This window comes from Protofrankia sp. BMG5.30 (genome assembly GCF_001983005.1).
GTDB classification, from domain to species: Bacteria; Actinomycetota; Actinomycetes; order Frankiales; family Frankiaceae; genus Protofrankia; species Protofrankia coriariae.
In genome coordinates this window covers 76,893-92,893 of the sequence record NZ_MOME01000010.1, presented here as the reverse complement: position 1 = coordinate 92,893, position 16,001 = coordinate 76,893, and the positions used below count along the sequence as shown (strand labels likewise).

Here is a 16,001-nt window from a genome sequence, read left to right as displayed (position 1 = left end):
GGATCCGACAGAGCACAGAGAGCACAGAGACGAGGACGTTGTGGGTGTGGCTTCGCAGGCACCGCGGGACTCCGCCGCGGGCCGGTCCGGAATCGACGACCGCCAGCCGGTCCTGGCCGTTGTCGGACGCCCCAACGTCGGCAAGTCGACGCTGGTGAACCGGATACTCGGCCGGCGGGCCGCAGTCGTCGAGGACGTCCCCGGGGTGACCCGGGACCGCGTCGCCTACGACGCGACCTGGAACGGCCGCCGTTTCGTGGTGGTCGACACCGGCGGCTGGGAGCCGGACGCGCGGGGCCTGGCGGCCCGGGTCGCCGAGCAGGCACGCGCCGCCCTCGACACCGCCGACGCGGTGCTGTTCGTGGTCGACACCACCGTCGGGGCCACCGACGCGGACGAGGCCGTCGCCCGTGTGCTGCACCGCAGCGGGCTGCCGGTGGTCCTCGCGGCGAACAAGGTCGACGACTCCCGCGGCGAAGCCGACGCCGCCACGCTGTGGAGCCTCGGACTCGGTGAGCCGTACCCCGTCTCGTCCCTGCACGGCCGGGGCAGCGGGGACCTGCTCGACGCCATCCTCGAAGCCCTCCCACCGGCGCCCCGGGAACGTTTCGAGGAGATCGACGGCCCGCGGCGGGTCGCCCTGCTGGGCAAGCCGAACGTCGGCAAGTCCAGCCTGCTGAACAGGCTGGCCGGCACGCAGCGCTCGCTGGTGCACGACGTCGCCGGCACCACCCGCGACCCGGTCGACGAGCTGGTGACGGTCGGCGGGGAGACCTGGAAGTTCGTCGACACGGCGGGTCTGCGTCGGCGGGTGCGGGAGGCCAGCGGCGCGGAGTACTACTCGTCGTTGCGTACCGCCGCCGCGCTGGAGGCCGCGGAGGTCGCGATCGTCCTGTTGGAYGCCAGCGAGTCGCTCACCGAACAGGACCAGCGGGTGATCACCATGGTGGTCGAGGCGGGACGGGCCCTGGTGCTGGCGTTCAACAAGTGGGACCTGCTTGACGAGGACCGCCGGCTGACGCTGGAACGGGAGATCGTCCGGGATCTGGGTCGGGTGGCCTGGGCGCCGCGGGTGAACGTCTCGGCGGCGACCGGCCGCGCGGTCGACCGGCTGGCCCCGGCGTTGAGGACGTCGCTGGAGTCGTGGGGGACGCGCATCTCCACCGGCCGGCTCAACGCCTGGCTGGGGGAGGTCGTGGCGGCCACTCCGCCGCCGTCGCGCGGCGGCCGGCTGCCCCGGGTGCTGTTCGCGACCCAGGCCGGGGTGCGCCCACCGCGTTTCGTCATCTTCTCGACGGGTTTCCTGGAGCCCGCCTACCGCCGCTTCCTCGAACGCCGCCTGCGCGAGGATTTTGGTTTCGCCGGAACGCCGATCGAGATTTCGGTCCGGGTCCGTGAACGGGGCGAGAAACGCCACTGATCCGCCTGAACGAGACAAAGGAGCACCAACCATGAGATCGGTGACAGATCGATTCTCTTGATTGCCGGTATCCGTCTGGTTGAGCGGTCCGCTGCACAGTGCCATGCTCGGTGGCAATGGGTGCAGGGCCTGATTCGCCGGGATGGCAGGTCGGCAGCTCGGCAGGTCGCGGGCTTCGGCAATGCCGAGACGAGTATGGATGAGCGAAAGAAAGCCTTCACGAGACGGGGCTGACGTTCCCGCGGCAGTGGCCGGTATAGCGATGGCCGCGCTGGACGCTCGAGGCGTGCTCACCGCGTGGACGGCAGGAGCCGGTCGGCTGCTGGGCTATCGTCCGGACGAGGTGGTGGGACGCGCCGCGGCGGACCTTCTTGCCGTGGACCTTCCGGCGTCGGTGCTACCCGGCATCGAGCGGCGGGAGGAGTGCAACGGCCGAGTGATGCTGCGGCGCCGGGACGGCCGCGCCGTCGAGATTGACGTCCACGCGGCCCCGACGCACGGTACGCGGGGAAACAGCGGCTGGGTTGTGGTGGCTCTCGAGCCGGGCGAACCAGGTTCGCGCCATGACACGGCGGCGGCGCTCAGGAACTGGGCACTCGACCAGATGCCGATCGTCCTCGGGATCTACGACCGCGAGAAGCGCATGGTGGGAGGCAACGAGGAAGCGCAGCGCGTCATAGCCGCGCGGGAAGAGGCGGTACTCGGACTCCGTCCGGGGGAGATCTTCCCCAGCCTTATCGCCGACCAGGTCGAACAACTGATGACGCAGGTGATCCGCACGGGGGAACGGTCGACTCTGGAAATGGTCACCCCGCTGCCTGGCGAGAGCCATGCGCACGCCTGGTCGGTCTTCCTCTACCCGGTGAAGGACCCCGCAGGCACGGTGCGGGGGGTGTCGACAGCAGCCCTCGACACCACCACGCAGTACCGGGCCAGGCAGCGGCTGGCCGTCGTGAACGCGGCCAGCGTCCGCATCGGAAGCACGCTGGACACGGTGCGGACCGCCCAGGAGCTGGCAGACGTGGCCACCGAGCAGTTCGCCGACTTCGTCAGCGTCGACCTGCTCGACTCCGCCGTCGGTGACAACGAGGCGGATCCGCGCCGGGCCACCGCAGGCGTGCTCCTCCGCCGTGCCGCACAGCAGTCCGTGCTGGATGGCTGCCCGGAGTCCGCGGTCGAGCCGGGAAAGACAGAGCGCTACTCCGGGGACTCGCCTCTGGCCCGTGCCCTGGTCACCGGCAGGCCGTCGCGGTACGCGATCGACAACCCCGACATTCAGGCGTGGTTGGAGCATGACACGGCGCGTGCACGCAGTGCCCGCGCGTACGGGATCCATTCCCTCATCGTGGTACCGCTGCTCGCCCGCGGGACGACCCTCGGGCTCGCAGTGTTCCTGCGGCACCGCACCCCCGACCCGTTCGACACCGATGACCTGCTTCTCGCCGAGGAGATCACGGCCAGAGCGGCCCTGTGCATCGACAACGCCCGCCGCTACACCCACGAGCGCAACACCGTGCTGGCCCTGCAACGGAGCATGTTGCCGCAGCGCACGTCCCCGCATGTGGCGGTGGCGGTCGCCTCCCGCCATCCGTCGGCCGGCTCCGGCTCCGGGGCCGGTGTGGGCGGTGACTGGTTCGACGTCGTCCCGCTGTCCGGAGGCAGGGTTGCCCTCGTGGTGGGCGACGTGGTCGGGCACGGCATCCAGGCGTTGGCCACCATGGGACGCCTGCGCCTGGCGGTCCGCACCCTCGCCGACATGGACATGCCGCCCGACGAGCTGCTCACGCATCTCGACGACCTCGTCCTGCGTCTGGCCGACCGAGCCGACCGGGAAGAAGGCCCAGGAGCCGAGGAGATGCAGACAGCAGTGGCCGGGGAGATCGGCGCCACCTGCCTGTATGCGGTCTACGACCCGCTCTCCCGCCGCTACACGCTCGCTCGTGCCGGCCACCCCGTGTCCGCCGTCGTCGCCCCGGACGRCACGGTCGACTTCCCCGAACTGCCCGACGGTCCCCCGCTGGGCCTGGGCGGGCTGCCCTTCGAGTCCGTCGAGCTGGAGCTGCCCGACGGCAGCCTGATCGCCCTGTTCACCAACGGTCTGATCGAGTCCGGCGAATCCGGCGCCGACGCCGGATTCGACCGGCTGAGCCGTGCCCTGACCGCCAGCGGCGGCACGTCCTCCCTGGAGCAGATCTGCGACAACGTGCTGGACGCGCTGCTGYCCGGCGGTGTCCCCTCCGACGACGTCGCCGTACTCCTCGCCCGTACCCAGGGCATGGACGCCTCCCAGGTCGCCATCTGGGACCTGCCCGCGGACCCGGCGGTGGTGGCCAGGACCCGGAAGATGGCCATCGACCAGCTCGCCGCCTGGGGGCTGGAGGAGGCGTCCTTCGTCACCGAGCTCGTGGTCAGCGAACTGGTCACCAACGCCATCCGCCACGCCGTCGCGCCCATCCAGCTCCGGCTGATCCACGAGAGCAGTCTCATCTGCGAGGTCTCCGATGCCAGCAGCACCGCACCTCACCTGCGCCGCGCCCGCGTCTTCGACGAGGGCGGTCGCGGTCTGCTCCTCGTCGCCCAGCTCACCCAACGGTGGGGCACCCGCCACACCCCGCACGGCAAAATCATCTGGGCCGAGCAGTCACTCCCGACCGGCCACTGACCGCTCCCGACGGGCCGCCGCCGGTCGAGGAGGGACTGTCCGGCGCAGCAGGCTCGCAGGCGGTAATGCGCGCTCCGCCTCCACGGCGACGCACTGCTGTGGCTGACCGCCGACCACCACCAAGGCGTATGTCCAGGGTAGGGCTGACCGGCGATCGGTCCCCAGATGGTCCCAACGCCCGCCCGGGTTGATCGATTGACCTGGCACCATGGAGACGCGAAAAAGACTGTTGACCAGGACCTATAGCCCTGTTCAGCAGCCTCGCTCCAGCGTCGGGACGACAGGATTTGAACCTGCGACCCCCAGACCCCCAGTCTGGTGCGCTACCAAGCTGCRCCACGTCCCGTACGTCGACCACGTTACCTTATGATCCCGCCGGCGTGGCAGGTGCCCCGGCTGGTTGTAGCAGCTGCCCCGGCTGGTCGTCCGCTATGTCGAGGACGAATGGGCCGTCAGTCTCGCCACCGGCGATGGGCTGCCGGGAGGTCCCGTGGCGAGAGGTTGGAACGGGGCACCAGGGAGGAGGTGATCCGGGTGGATGCGGCGAAGGTCGGCGGCGGCATCCACCCGGATCGGCCGGTCTGGGCACGCTGGGTATACGCCAGGGACGGTTGGGTATAACGCCAGGCGGTTCAGCGTGCCCAGACCTCCTGGTCACCGCGTCGCGTGGCTCCTGCGGCGAGCGGCGAGGCCGGCACCGAGCACCGCGACACCGAGTCCGGCGCCGGCGACGGGAGCGATCGGGAACGACGGCGCCATACCGCCGCCACCCGCATGTACGCCACCCTGCGGGACCGGCTCGGAGGACGGCTTCTGGGTGGCTGACTGGCCCGGCCACTGCCCGGAGGGCTGGCCCTGCTGGCCACCTTGCTGGCCCTGCTGGCCACCTTGCTGGCCCTGCTGGCCACCTTGCTGGCCCTGCTGGCCACCTTGCTGGCCCTGCTGGCCACCTTGCTGGCCCTGCTGACCACCTTGCTGGCCTTGCTGGCCCTGTTGGCCCTGCTGGCCCTGCTGCTGCCCGGACTGCCCCGGCCACTGGCCCCCGCCCGGCGCCGCGCCCTGGCCGCCGGACCCGCCCGATGACTGGGACGGGTTCGAGCCGGACCAGCCGCCGCCTCCGGACTGCGCGGACTGCGCGGACTGGCCGTTCTCCCCCTGCTCGGGAGGCTGCGGGATCGGCAGCTGGATGGGCAGCTGGGGCCATCCGTTCGCCCCGTCGCCGCTCCAGGACTGCCCACCATTCTGCTGCTGGGTGGCCGCGGGGGATATCGTCGAAGCGCCGGAATCCGACGGCCCGTCCGCGAATGCGGCTGTGGGGCCGAACCCCACGAAGAGCCCGGTGACGGCTGACATGGCCAGCATCACCACGCCCCGGCCGATTTTGTGCGTCATGACCTTTCCTCTTCTCTCGTACTGCGGCGGTATTGTTACCGCGGGCTACACCATAGCCATCTGATGTCCAGGGGAAGGCGTGGAACGCGATATGGCCACGACGGGACCGAAGATTGTCCGGCCGGCGCGATGGTTGGTTCTGGTCGGAATTCTCCTGATCGGGGTGAGCGGTCAGAAGTTTGTTTCGTCCGAATATGGGAAACTGGTCGGGGCGCCCGATGTGACAGCCACTACGGGGACCGGCGCGGGGCCGGCGCCGGCGCCGGCGGTTGCGGTACCGCAGGATCCGGCTGACGGCGGGCGGCGGCAGAACAGCCCGCCGACTTTTCTGCGTATTCCGGAAGTGGGCGTGTCCGCGCCGGTCGGGTCGGTCGGTCTCAACGCGGACGGGACCCTCGAAGTGCCGACATCCTGGACCGACGTCGGTTGGTACGAATATGGGCCGCGGCCCGGCGACATCGGCGCGTCCGTACTTGTCGGACATTATGACTCGACGACCGGGCCGGCGGTCTTCTACCATCTCGACAAGCTCAGGAAATCGGACACGGTAGAGGTGAACCGCACGGACGGGACGGTCGTACGATTCACGGTCGACCGTATTCAGGAGGTTGCCAAGGATGATTTTCCGGTAGCGGAGGTGTATGGCCGGGTCGATCGTCCGGAACTACGGCTGATCACTTGTGGCGGTGCTTTCGACAAGAAAACCCGCCACTATCTGAAGAATGTGATCGTGTACGCGCACGCCGTCGCCGACCCGGCATGAGTACGGCCGCTGTTCAGCGGCTCGGGAGATGCGGCGGGCACGAAAACGGGTCCGCCGGCCGCCGCCGCGGCGGCCGAGGCGCGGGAGCGGGGCGCGGGAGCGGGGCGCGGGAGCCCAGGGCTGGATGGCCGAGCGACGTGTACATGACACCGGCGTATACACTGCGTGAAGAGATGTATGCCATAGCGGGCGTTACCCTTCGCTGAGACAGGCGATCCCGGGGAGGGGCCATGAACGTCTCGGTGCCACCGGTTGTCCGCGCGGCTGCCGTACTCCGTGCGCTCGGTGTGATCGGCGTGACCAGTGCGGACGGGGTGCCCGGGCGCGCGTTCCCGCGCCGAACCGGGCGGGGCGCCGGGAAGAGCCCGTCCTCCCCACGGAACGGGGCCCGCGGCCCGCGGCGTCGCGGGCGCGAGCGCGGACACGGACGTGGGCTGACGTCACATGACGATCGGCGACGGGCGGCCGTTCGTCCGCGGGGCCACGGGCGTGAGCCGGCGTCCCCGGCATCCCGGACGTCCTCGACGCCGCTGGCGGGTCTGYCGGCGGCGATGCTTGTGGCGGCCCTGCTGGCGCTGGCGGCCCTCACCGGATGCGCGGGCACGGACGCGGGGGCAGGGATCACGCAGGTGTCACCTTCCGCGGGAGCATCCGTCGGAGAAGTCGGCGGCCAGCCCGGGACGACGAACCAGCCAGGCAGCGGGCAGCCGGGTACCGGGCAGTCCGGCACCGGCCAGGGGGCGGCGACACCGGGTGCCGCCGCGGGCGCGGCGGACTTCCCGTACCAGCCGTTGTGGCCCTTCGCCAGCGCCGCTGACGCGCGGGCGTGGCATCTCGACCCGGCGTCCACCGCGCTGTCCTTCGTCCGGGACTTCCTCGGCTTCACCGACATCGACCGGACACTGACCAGCACCGTGACCGGGGAGCACGCCCGGGTGCAGGTCGGCTACGCCACCGAGGGTGAGCATACCGGCGTCGCGGCCGTCGTCCATCTCGTCCGGTTCGGTTCCGGCAGCGACGCGCCGTGGGAGGTCGTCGGTACCGACGACACCACCTTCTCGCTCACCCAGCCGGCCTACGGGGCGACCGTGACGGCGTCGCTGACGGCCGGCGGGCGGATCACCGGTGTCGACGAGAGCATCCGCGTGCAGGTGCGGCCGGCGGGAGGTCCCAACGGCGGCCAGGTCGCCGGGGAGCGCTGCTGCCTGCCCGCGGGCGGGCAGAACTCACCCTGGCGGACGACGGTGACGATCGACGCCCAGCCGGGCCAGGGCCTGGTCGTGGTCGCCTCCACGGGTGGCCATCTGCGCGGGGTGGAACGTTTCACCGTCACCGGCGTCCGTTACAAGGGCAAGGATTAGCGCCGGCAGAGGAACCGGCGCCGGCAGGGAAGCAGCGCCGGCAGGGGAGCAGCGGCGGCAGGGAGCAGCGGCGACCCCGGCCGGCGGCGGTCAGCCGGCGAGGACGACGTCGACCGCCAGCTCGCCGGCGCCCCGGTCGAAGGTCAGCGCCGTGATGCTGCCGGCGCTGCGCAGGTCGGCCGCGACAGCCTCGACCAGGCCGACCAGGTCGGCGTCCCCGCTGACCCGCGCGGAGGCCACCGCCGCCTTCATCGACACCTTCGCCTCCGACTTGGCCCGCCGGATCGCCGTGAGCGCCGTGCTGACCGCCTCGAGCAGACGCGGGTCACCACTGTCAGCGATCTTGCGCAGCTCACCGGCCTCCGGCCAGYGGGAACGGTGCACCGACCCGGGCTTCCACCACGACCAGACCTCCTCGGTGACGAAGGGCAGGAACGGCGCGAACAGCGCGAGCACCGTGGACAGGGCGACGGCCAGGGTGGCCCGCGCGGACGCCGCGCCCGGCTCGCCGAACGAGCCGTACGCGCGTCCCTTGACCAGCTCGACGTAGTCGTCGCAGAACCGCCAGAAGAACGACTCGGTCAGCTCGAGCGCGCGGGTGTAGTCGTAGTTGTCCAGCGCGGTGGACGCGGAGTCCACCACCTCCGCCAGCGTCGCCAGCAGCGCCCGGTCGAGCGGCTCGCCGACGGTGCCGGCGTCCTCGACCGCGCCGAGGCCGAGAGCGAACCGGCTCGCGTTGAGCAGCTTGATGGCCAGCCGGCGTCCGATCTTCATCTGGCCGACGTCGAAGGTGGTGTCGGTGCCCGGCCGGCCGGAGGCGGCCCAGTAGCGCACCGCGTCCGACCCGTGCTGTTCGAGCAGGTCCAGCGGGGTGACGACGTTGCCCTTGGACTTCGACATCTTCTTGCGGTCCGGGTCGAGGATCCACCCGGAGATGGCAGTGTTCGTCCACGGCAGCGTGCCGAACTCGGCGTGGCTGCGCAGCACGGTGGAGAACAGCCAGGTCCGGATGATCTCGTGTGCCTGGGGGCGCAGATCCATCGGGAACACCCGGGCGAACAGGTCGTCGTCRCTGCCCCAGCCGGCGGCGATCTGCGGGGTCAGCGAGGACGTCGCCCAGGTGTCCATCACGTCCGGGTCGGCGGCGAAACCACCGGGAACCCCGCGCTGGTCCTCGCTGAAGCCGGGCGCGGTGTCACTGGACGGGTCGACCGGCAGCGCCGCGTGGTCGGGGACGATCGGCCGGTCGTAACGGGGCACGCCGGCGTCGTCCAGCGGATACCAGACCGGGAACGGCACGCCGAAGAAACGCTGCCGGCTGATCAGCCAGTCCCCGGTCAGGCCGTCCACCCAGTTCTCGTACCGGACCCGCATGTGCGGGGGATACCAGTGCAGTTCACTGCCACGAGCCCGCAGCTGCGCCCGCAGGGCCTCATCCCGGCCGCCGTTGCGGATGTACCACTGGCGGGTCGTGACGATCTCCAGCGGCCGGTCGCCCTTCTCGTAGAACTTCACCGGATGGCTGATCGGCCGCGGGTCGCCCAGCAGCGCCCCGGCCTCGCGCAGCAGCTCCACGATCCGCTCGCGGGCGGCGTGCACGGTGCGCCCGGCCAGCTCGGCGTAGCGCGCCCGGCCCGCCGCCGAGACGATCGCCTCGGGCGGGTCGGRCAGCAGCCGGCCGTCCCGACCGATCACCGCGCGGGTGGGCAGTCGCAGCTCACGCCACCAGGTGACGTCGGTGAGGTCACCGAAAGTACAGATCATCGCGATGCCGGACCCCTTCTCGGGGTCGGCCAGCCGGTGCGCCCGCACCGGCACCTCGACGTCGAACAGGGGAGTGCGCACCGTGGAGCCGAACAGCGGCTGGTAACGCTCGTCGTCGGGATGGGCGACCAGGGCCACGCAGGCGGCCAGCAGCTCCGGCCGGGTCGTCTCGACGACGACGTCCCCGCCGCCGTCGGCGCGGGCGAACGCCAGCGAGTGGTAGGCGCCCGGACGCTCCCGGTCCTCCAGCTCGGCCTGCGCCACCGCGGTCCGGAAGGACACGTCCCACAGGGTGGGCGCTTCCGCCAGGTACGCCTCGCCGCGCTCCAGGTTGCGCAGGAAGGCCCGCTGTGCCACCGCCCGGGAACGGGCGTCGATGGTCGCGTAGGTCATCGACCAGTCCACGGACAGGCCGAGGCGGCGCCACAGCTGCTCGTAGACCTTCTCGTCCTCGATCGTCAGCCGCTCGCACAGCTCCACGAAGTTGCGGCGGCTGACCGGGACCTGCTCCTTGCCGGGCTTGGCCGGCGGGGTGAGATCCGGGTCGTAGGGCAGCGACGGGTCACAGCGGATGCCGAAGTAGTTCTGCACCCGGCGCTCGGTCGGCAGGCCGTTGTCGTCGAACCCCATCGGGTAGAAGACCTCACGGCCGCGCATCCGCTGGTAGCGGGCGATGACGTCGGTGTGCGTGTAGGAGAAGACATGGCCTACGTGCAGGGAGCCGGAGACGGTCGGGGGCGGGGTGTCGATCGCGTACACCCGGGCCCGGTCGGCGCTCCGGTCGAACCGGTAGGTCTCCTGCTCCTGCCACACGGCCGACCACCGTGCCTCGACGCCGTCGAGGGTGGGCCGCTGGGGAACGGAGCGTCCAGGGACGGACCGGTCGGCGACGGGCTGCTCACGGCCGTCCGAGTCGTGCTGGTTCCTGCCTTCTTCTGTCACCACAGGTAACGATCCTACGGGTCGAACAATGTGAGCTCGGACACGGGCTTCACCAGGCCCCCTGCCTGATCCCTCTCGTCCTTCTCGGGTTCGTGCCCCCACCGATCCTCGTCCCGGCGCGGCGTCGGCGTGTCCCGTCCAGCGCCGGCGTCCGGCCCGGAGGCACCCCTTTCCGGCGGGTTTCCGGCGGGCTCGTGCCCGGACCTCCCCGTGGACGGTGGGCGCGCGCCGCCGCCTCCTGCCGGCGGCGGGGCCGGCCGCGCGGCCGGTCCGGCAGGGCCTTACCGCCCTGGGCCACCGGCTGGCGCTTCCCCGGCGCTCCCGGGTGTCCCTCGACCAGAACGAAAGCGTTCCCTGATCAGGACGAGAAACGAAAGCGGTCGGTGGGAGCCGCGGGCTTTCCCGGCGCTTCCGGTGTCTCACTGCCCACCTGCGGTGGTGGATCGCGTTGGCAGACGGCAGACGGCAGACGGCAGACGGTGGCGGTGGCGGGCGAGCTGGGCCTGGGTTGGCGGGGCGTATGGGTTGGCAGGATGTATCCCGTGCATGACACCGGCGAGGACACCGCCCCCACCGCATCGTCCGCATCGTCCGCCCCCACCGCGTCCGCCGTCGCGACCTCCGCTGCGGTACCCGACCACGCCCCGGCGAACCGCGCCCCGGCGGCCGGGCGGCCGCGGCCGGCGGACCTGCTCGCGCTGGCRCTCGACGTCGCCCACGAGGCCGGCGACCTGCTGCTGCGGGGCCGCAGCGGTGATGTCGTGGCCGAGACGACCAAGACGTCCCCCACCGACGTCGTCACCGCGCTCGACCGGGCCTCCGAGGAACTGGTCGCGAGCCGGCTGCGCGAGGCACGTCCAGGTGACGGCCTGCTGGGCGAGGAGGGCGCCGACGACCCGGGCACCAGCGGGGTGCGCTGGATCGTCGACCCGCTGGACGGCACCGTGAACTTCCTCTACAACCTGCCGAACTGGGCGGTGTCGATCGCGGCCGAGGTCGACGGGCAGGTGGTGGCGGGTGTCGTGCACGCGCCCGCCCTGGGCGTCACCTACACCGCGGCGCTCGGGGACGGCTCGGCCCGCAACGGCGTGCCACTGGCCGGCTCGGCCGTCACAGACCTGGCGCACGCGCTCGTCGCGACCGGGTTCGGCTACACGGTGCAACGGCGGATCGCCCAGGTGACGGTGCTGACCCGGGTCGTCCCCCAGGTGCGTGACATCCGGCGGATGGGCGCGGCGTCGCTGGACCTCGGCGCCGCCGCGGCCGGCCTGGTCGACGCCTACTACGAGCGTGGCCTGCACCCCTGGGACCACGCCGCCGGGGCGCTGGTAGCGACCGAGGCCGGCCTGCGGGTCGGCGGTCTGCACGGCCGGCCGATCTCCAATGACCTCGTCATAGCCGCCCCACCCGCCCTGTTCGACGCCCTCCACGACATCCTCGCCACCGACCCACCCGCCGACCGCGACTGACGGACGGGCTCCACCTACGGCACCAAGGAGGCCCGCCGTCGACCGGCCGGCCACCAGCGATTTTCCCTCGCCCCACATGGCCGGCCCACACCGGCCCCGAGCACTGACGGGCCCTGCCGAGCCCGCGCCGCGCCGACCGGGCAGATCGCCTTTCCTTCCTGGAGCGCCGATCAGGTAGCCATGCGTATCCCCCCGCACGGTGGCACGCTTCGATGGACGGCGGCCACCGGAGAAGATCGGCGTAATTTTGTCGTTGTGTACGCTTTTGCGGCCAAAAAGCGTACACAACGACAAAGTCGCCTGGATCATGGCCTGTGCGGGTGGCTGTGGCTGGGATCCGCGCTACCTGACCGGCGCTCCAGCCGATGCGGCTTCCCTCTGGTCGATCTAGTCGAGGCGGCGGAGTTCCTCGCGGTAGCGCTTGCCGTTCGCGGTGTACATCGCGGCCCCGGCCGCGAAGGCGTTCTCCGCCACCGCGTCCGGACGGATCTTCGCGGGGACGCCGACGGCCAGCGCCCGCGGCGGCACCTGTACGTTGTTGCCGACCAGCGCCTGCGCCCCGACCAGCGCCCCCCGGCCGACCACGGCCCGGTGCAGCACGATCGAGCCGGAGCCGACCAGCGACCCGTCCTCGACGGTGCAGCCCTCCAGGTGCGCGATGTGCCCGATGACGCAGTCGTCGCCGATGATCGTGGGGAGTTCGGCGGTCGCGTGCACGACCGTGCCGTCCTGCACGGACGTGCGGGCGCCGATGTGGATCTCGCCGTAGTCGGCCCGCAGCACCGCGCCCGGCCAGATCGTCGACTCGGGGCCGATGGTCACCTTGCCGATCACGGTCGCGTCCGGGTGGACGTAGGCGGACGGGTCGATCTCGGGCACCCGGTCACCGAGCGCGTAGACAGCCACGGACATCTCCTTCGGGTCCTTCGGACGGCGTCACGTCCCGTGGGACGGCACGCGGCAACCGGCCTCGGTGCGTCTGCCTTGGTGCGTCTCCCCGAGCGCGTCTCCCGACGGTCGCCATCTTCCCCGATGGCCGCCATCTCGGCCCACGGATCGCCGGCGGCCGTGACTTTTCAGTCGGACGTGGCCCGTGCCGACCAGAGTTCCCGCGGCTGCGGCGGGGTGGGCTGTGCTTGTGCCTGCTGTGCTTGCGACTGCTGTGTTTGGGCCCGCTGGTGGGGGCTGCGGCAGGTGCGGCCGCTGCCCCGGCGGCTTGCGGGGTACGGCCGTGGACTATTGGCTACTCCAGCTCGCGGCTACTCCAGCTCGCGGATGCCGGGCGGCAGCGATCCGGTCGCCTCCAGCCATCTGCGGGCGGCCAGCCGCTCGGCGGTGAGCTTGCCGATGCCGACCGCCACCCCGGAGGCCGCCGCCCAGCTGATCGCGTCCACCCAGGCCGTGTCGGGATGCACCGGGCTGAGTGGCGGGTCCGACTTGCGGATCTTTTTGTAGGCCAGGGTGACGGCCTTGCTCGCCACCGATCCGGCGACCGCTCCCGCCACACCTCCGACGATCTTCCAGCCGATCTTCGCTACCGATTGAGACACTGTCGTACCCCCGTCCGTGAAGACGCCCCGGCGGCCTGCGCCGAGGGGATCATGGTTGTTCCTCCGTCGGAGGTCCAAGGTCCGCTGGAGGCCGTCCGGCCGACGGCATCCGCTGCCGACAGCCATCCGTTACTGGCGATCGTTCACTACTGACAGCCACCCCGCTGCCAGTTACCCCGGCCGGCCGCTGTCGGCGCCGGTCAGCGGGTGGCCGCGGACACCCGTCGCCGCCACGAACCTGTCAGGGTGCCGGCACGAGAGCACCCACACCTCGCCGGCCGTGCGTATCCACACGCCGGTGCGAATCCACGGCCTGGTCACGGCATACGTTCCCGGCGCCAGCGCCGTGCGGATGTCGGAGCATGCCGCGACATCGCGCACACCGTCCCGGGGAAGCACTCGGCCGGCCGCGGCCACCGTCTGGTCGGTCACGGCCAGCCGCGCCCGACCGAGAGCCCACAGCCCGGCCTCCATCCCGACGAACATGCCGACGTAGACGGCGGCCCGAATCCACCCGGAGCCCGTGTACACGGTGAAGTAGCTTCCGAAGACGCCGGCGCAGAGCGCGGCCCAGACATGCCACAGCCGGGGCACGGCCAGCCGTTCCTCGTAGCGCATGTCGGTCAGTATCCACCGCGGCGGCCATCACTCGCGCCCGTCCGTCACCGGTCGGCCGTCGGTACCCGTCTTTTCCCGCCCGCGGGTGCCCGCCTTTCCCGCGGGGCCGCCAGCTTCGCCGGTCCGCAGCCACGCGGACGCGCCCGCGCCGATCCGCCTTCTCCCGCCGCGCTGGCGTACCGCGCTGCCTGTAGCGGTATGTGTGCTCGTACCGGTGYGCTGATGTATCTGCTCCGCCGTGGCCGCGCGGCGAGCCGTTCGGGCTGCGGGCAGTGTCGAGTGCTGCCGGGTGGTGCCGGACGGGGTCGGACGGGGCGGCGCGGCGGCAGCCTCCGCCGTGGTCTCGCGCGGACAGTCATGATCGCGCGCTTTCCGGCCGGCTAGTCTTCGATGTGTCGTTACTTCGGCGTCCCGCCGCGCTCCGGCGCGTCGCCGGTGGCGGCCCGCATCCGCCAGACCACGAGGGGCTCATGACCGCGACGGACAACCTCACCACGCCTCACACCGGGGGACCTCACACCGGGGGGCCTCACACTGGGGGATCTCAGCCCGAAGGGCCTCACACCGAAGGGCTCCGCAGCGGGGCGCCGCACGCGGGGTCCCGCACCGAGGCCGGAGCCGGCCTGCTGGAGGTGCTGGTACACCGGCTCGACCCGGATCTCCCGCTGCCGGCCTACGCCCATGCCGGCGACGCCGGTGCGGACCTTGTCACGACGCGGGACGTCACGCTCCCCCCAGGGGAGCGCGCCCTGGTGGGGACCGGGGTCGCCATCGCCCTCCCCGAGGGGTACGCGGCGTTCGTGCACCCGCGCAGCGGCCTGGCGGCACGCCACGGGGTGTCCATCGTGAACGCGCCGGGTACGGTCGACGCCGGTTACCGTGGTGAGATCAAAGTCGTGCTCGTCAACACCGATCCGCGCGAGACGGTGGTGCTGCGCCGTGGTGACAGGATCGCCCAGCTCGTCATCCAGCGGGTGGAGCGGGCAGCGTTCCAGGAGGTCGCCGAGCTGCCGTCGACGGTGCGTGGCGTGGGCGGCTTCGGGTCGACCGGCGGTTTCGCCTGACCCTGGCCCTGACCCCGGCCCGGGATCCGCTCGCGGATCCGCAGCCGGCTCCCTCCGGCCTGGGACGGCGCCGTCGGTGCCGCCCGATCCCGCCGGGGGACACCCGGCCATCACACGCGTGAGGAGCCGATCGTGACGACAGGAAAGCTGATCGTGAGAACAGGAAGTGGCCGCGGTGTTCCGGCGAGGTCGTAGGCGTGCCGGTCGCGGCTGGCAGGATCCGCAGGAGTATCGGGACGACCGTGACGAGACCGGGTACGACTCGGTAGCGGTCGATCATGACGGTCCCTACGACGCCGACGAGGCCCCGGACGACCACGTCCGCCGGCTCGATCTGGGGTCACTGCGGATTCCGATGATCGACGGGGTCCAGGTGCAGTTCCAGGTCGACCAGGCCTCCGGGCAGTTGCTCACGGTGACGCTGACGGACGGGCAGAGCGGGATGGAACTGTCGGCGTTCGCCGCGGCGAAGAGCGCCGGCCTGTGGGACGAGGTGCGCGCCGAGATCGTCGACTCCCTTCGCGCCGCCGCGGGGACGGCCGAGGAGACCGACGGGTTCTACGGCAGGGAGCTGCGCCTGCAACTGCCGACCGGCACACCGGGGGAGCTCGTACCCGGCCGCATGGTGGGGATCGACGGCCCGCGCTGGTTCCTGCGGGTCGTGTTCACCGGTTATGCCGCGCTCGACCCGACCGCCGCCCCGCCGCTGGTCGAGGCGCTACGCCGACTGGTGGTGGTACGTGGCGACCAGGCGATGCCGCTGCGTGACCCGCTGCCGCTGAAACTGCCCCGGGAGATCACCGACCCGCACGGCTCGGACGGCCAGAGCGGCCCGTCCGAACCGGGTCCGGATCCGCGCGAGGTCGTCGGCGGTGTCGCGACGACGACGGGCCGGATGCCGACCCCGGGCGTGCGGATCGCGGAAGTCGGTTGAGGATCCGCTGATGTTCACCGATGTCTGTCGAGGCCGGTTGCGGTCACCCGCGGGCAGGTCGA

The 16,001-nt window shown here is 71.6% G+C and carries 13 protein-coding genes and 1 tRNA gene; 9 read left to right on the top strand and 5 right to left on the bottom strand.

All coding sequences use genetic code 11. The annotated features are described in order from the left end of the window. Positions 1–46 precede the first annotated feature (46 nt). Positions 47–1,420: a ribosome biogenesis GTPase Der gene (gene der, locus BL254_RS05765; protein ID WP_047222627.1), complete on the top strand. Its 1,374-nt coding sequence runs from the start codon at positions 47–49 to the stop codon at positions 1,418–1,420. A 199-nt stretch (positions 1,421–1,619) separates the two neighbouring features. Next, complete coding sequence (locus tag BL254_RS05760) at positions 1,620–4,082, top strand: SpoIIE family protein phosphatase (protein ID WP_217699236.1); 2,463 nt, start codon at positions 1,620–1,622, stop codon at positions 4,080–4,082. Positions 4,083–4,354: 272 nt separating this feature from the next. Here the strand turns inward: BL254_RS05760 and BL254_RS05755 are convergent. Then, positions 4,355–4,428 (bottom strand) — tRNA-Pro (locus tag BL254_RS05755). A gap of 320 nt (positions 4,429–4,748) precedes the next feature. Between BL254_RS05755 and BL254_RS26860 the strand changes: the two genes are divergently transcribed. From BL254_RS26860 to BL254_RS05740, 4 genes are all read left to right on the top strand, one after another. Further along, entirely contained in the window at positions 4,749–4,907 is a 159-nt protein-coding gene (locus BL254_RS26860) for a hypothetical protein (protein WP_175648298.1), read from the top strand. A gap of 42 nt (positions 4,908–4,949) precedes the next feature. After that, complete coding sequence (locus BL254_RS26855) at positions 4,950–5,165, top strand: hypothetical protein (RefSeq protein WP_076842719.1); 216 nt, start codon at positions 4,950–4,952, stop codon at positions 5,163–5,165. A gap of 400 nt (positions 5,166–5,565) precedes the next feature. Further along, positions 5,566–6,237 (top strand): class F sortase, encoded by a 672-nt coding sequence (locus BL254_RS28940; RefSeq protein ID WP_047222624.1) that lies wholly within the window; start codon positions 5,566–5,568, stop codon positions 6,235–6,237. 551 nt (positions 6,238–6,788) lie between these two features. Then, positions 6,789–7,598, top strand: coding sequence for a hypothetical protein (locus BL254_RS05740; protein WP_052914500.1), 810 nt, complete (start codon positions 6,789–6,791; stop codon positions 7,596–7,598). Positions 7,599–7,688: 90 nt separating this feature from the next. Here BL254_RS05740 and valS read toward each other — a convergent pair whose 3' ends face one another. Further along, on the bottom strand, positions 7,689–10,307 hold the full coding sequence (gene valS / locus BL254_RS05735) for a valine--tRNA ligase (protein ID WP_076842718.1): 2,619 nt from the start codon (positions 10,305–10,307) through the stop codon (positions 7,689–7,691). A gap of 686 nt (positions 10,308–10,993) precedes the next feature. Here valS and BL254_RS05730 point away from each other — a divergent pair. Then, positions 10,994–11,773, top strand: a complete 780-nt coding sequence (locus tag BL254_RS05730; protein ID WP_047222657.1) for an inositol monophosphatase family protein — start codon at positions 10,994–10,996, stop codon at positions 11,771–11,773. Positions 11,774–12,160: 387 nt separating this feature from the next. Here BL254_RS05730 and BL254_RS05725 read toward each other — a convergent pair whose 3' ends face one another. The 3 genes from BL254_RS05725 to BL254_RS05715 all read right to left on the bottom strand — a co-directional run bounded on the left by BL254_RS05725 (position 12,161) and on the right by BL254_RS05715 (position 13,941). Beyond that, positions 12,161–12,685, bottom strand: a complete 525-nt coding sequence (locus BL254_RS05725; protein WP_047222622.1) for a gamma carbonic anhydrase family protein — start codon at positions 12,683–12,685, stop codon at positions 12,161–12,163. Positions 12,686–13,032: 347 nt separating this feature from the next. Beyond that, on the bottom strand, positions 13,033–13,323 hold the full coding sequence (locus BL254_RS05720) for a DUF4235 domain-containing protein (protein WP_013873203.1): 291 nt from the start codon (positions 13,321–13,323) through the stop codon (positions 13,033–13,035). A 171-nt stretch (positions 13,324–13,494) separates the two neighbouring features. Beyond that, positions 13,495–13,941, bottom strand: coding sequence for a DUF3093 domain-containing protein (locus tag BL254_RS05715; protein ID WP_047222621.1), 447 nt, complete (start codon positions 13,939–13,941; stop codon positions 13,495–13,497). A 626-nt stretch (positions 13,942–14,567) separates the two neighbouring features. On the opposite strand from BL254_RS05715, the gene dut reads away from it, so the two are divergent. Both dut and BL254_RS05705 read left to right on the top strand, forming a co-directional pair. Beyond that, positions 14,568–15,005, top strand: coding sequence for a dUTP diphosphatase (dut, locus tag BL254_RS05710; protein ID WP_047222655.1), 438 nt, complete (start codon positions 14,568–14,570; stop codon positions 15,003–15,005). Positions 15,006–15,180: 175 nt separating this feature from the next. Beyond that, a complete protein-coding gene (locus BL254_RS05705) occupies positions 15,181–15,939 on the top strand; it encodes a DUF3710 domain-containing protein (protein WP_047222654.1) in 759 nt (252 codons plus the stop codon). Positions 15,940–16,001: the final 62 nt, after the last annotated feature.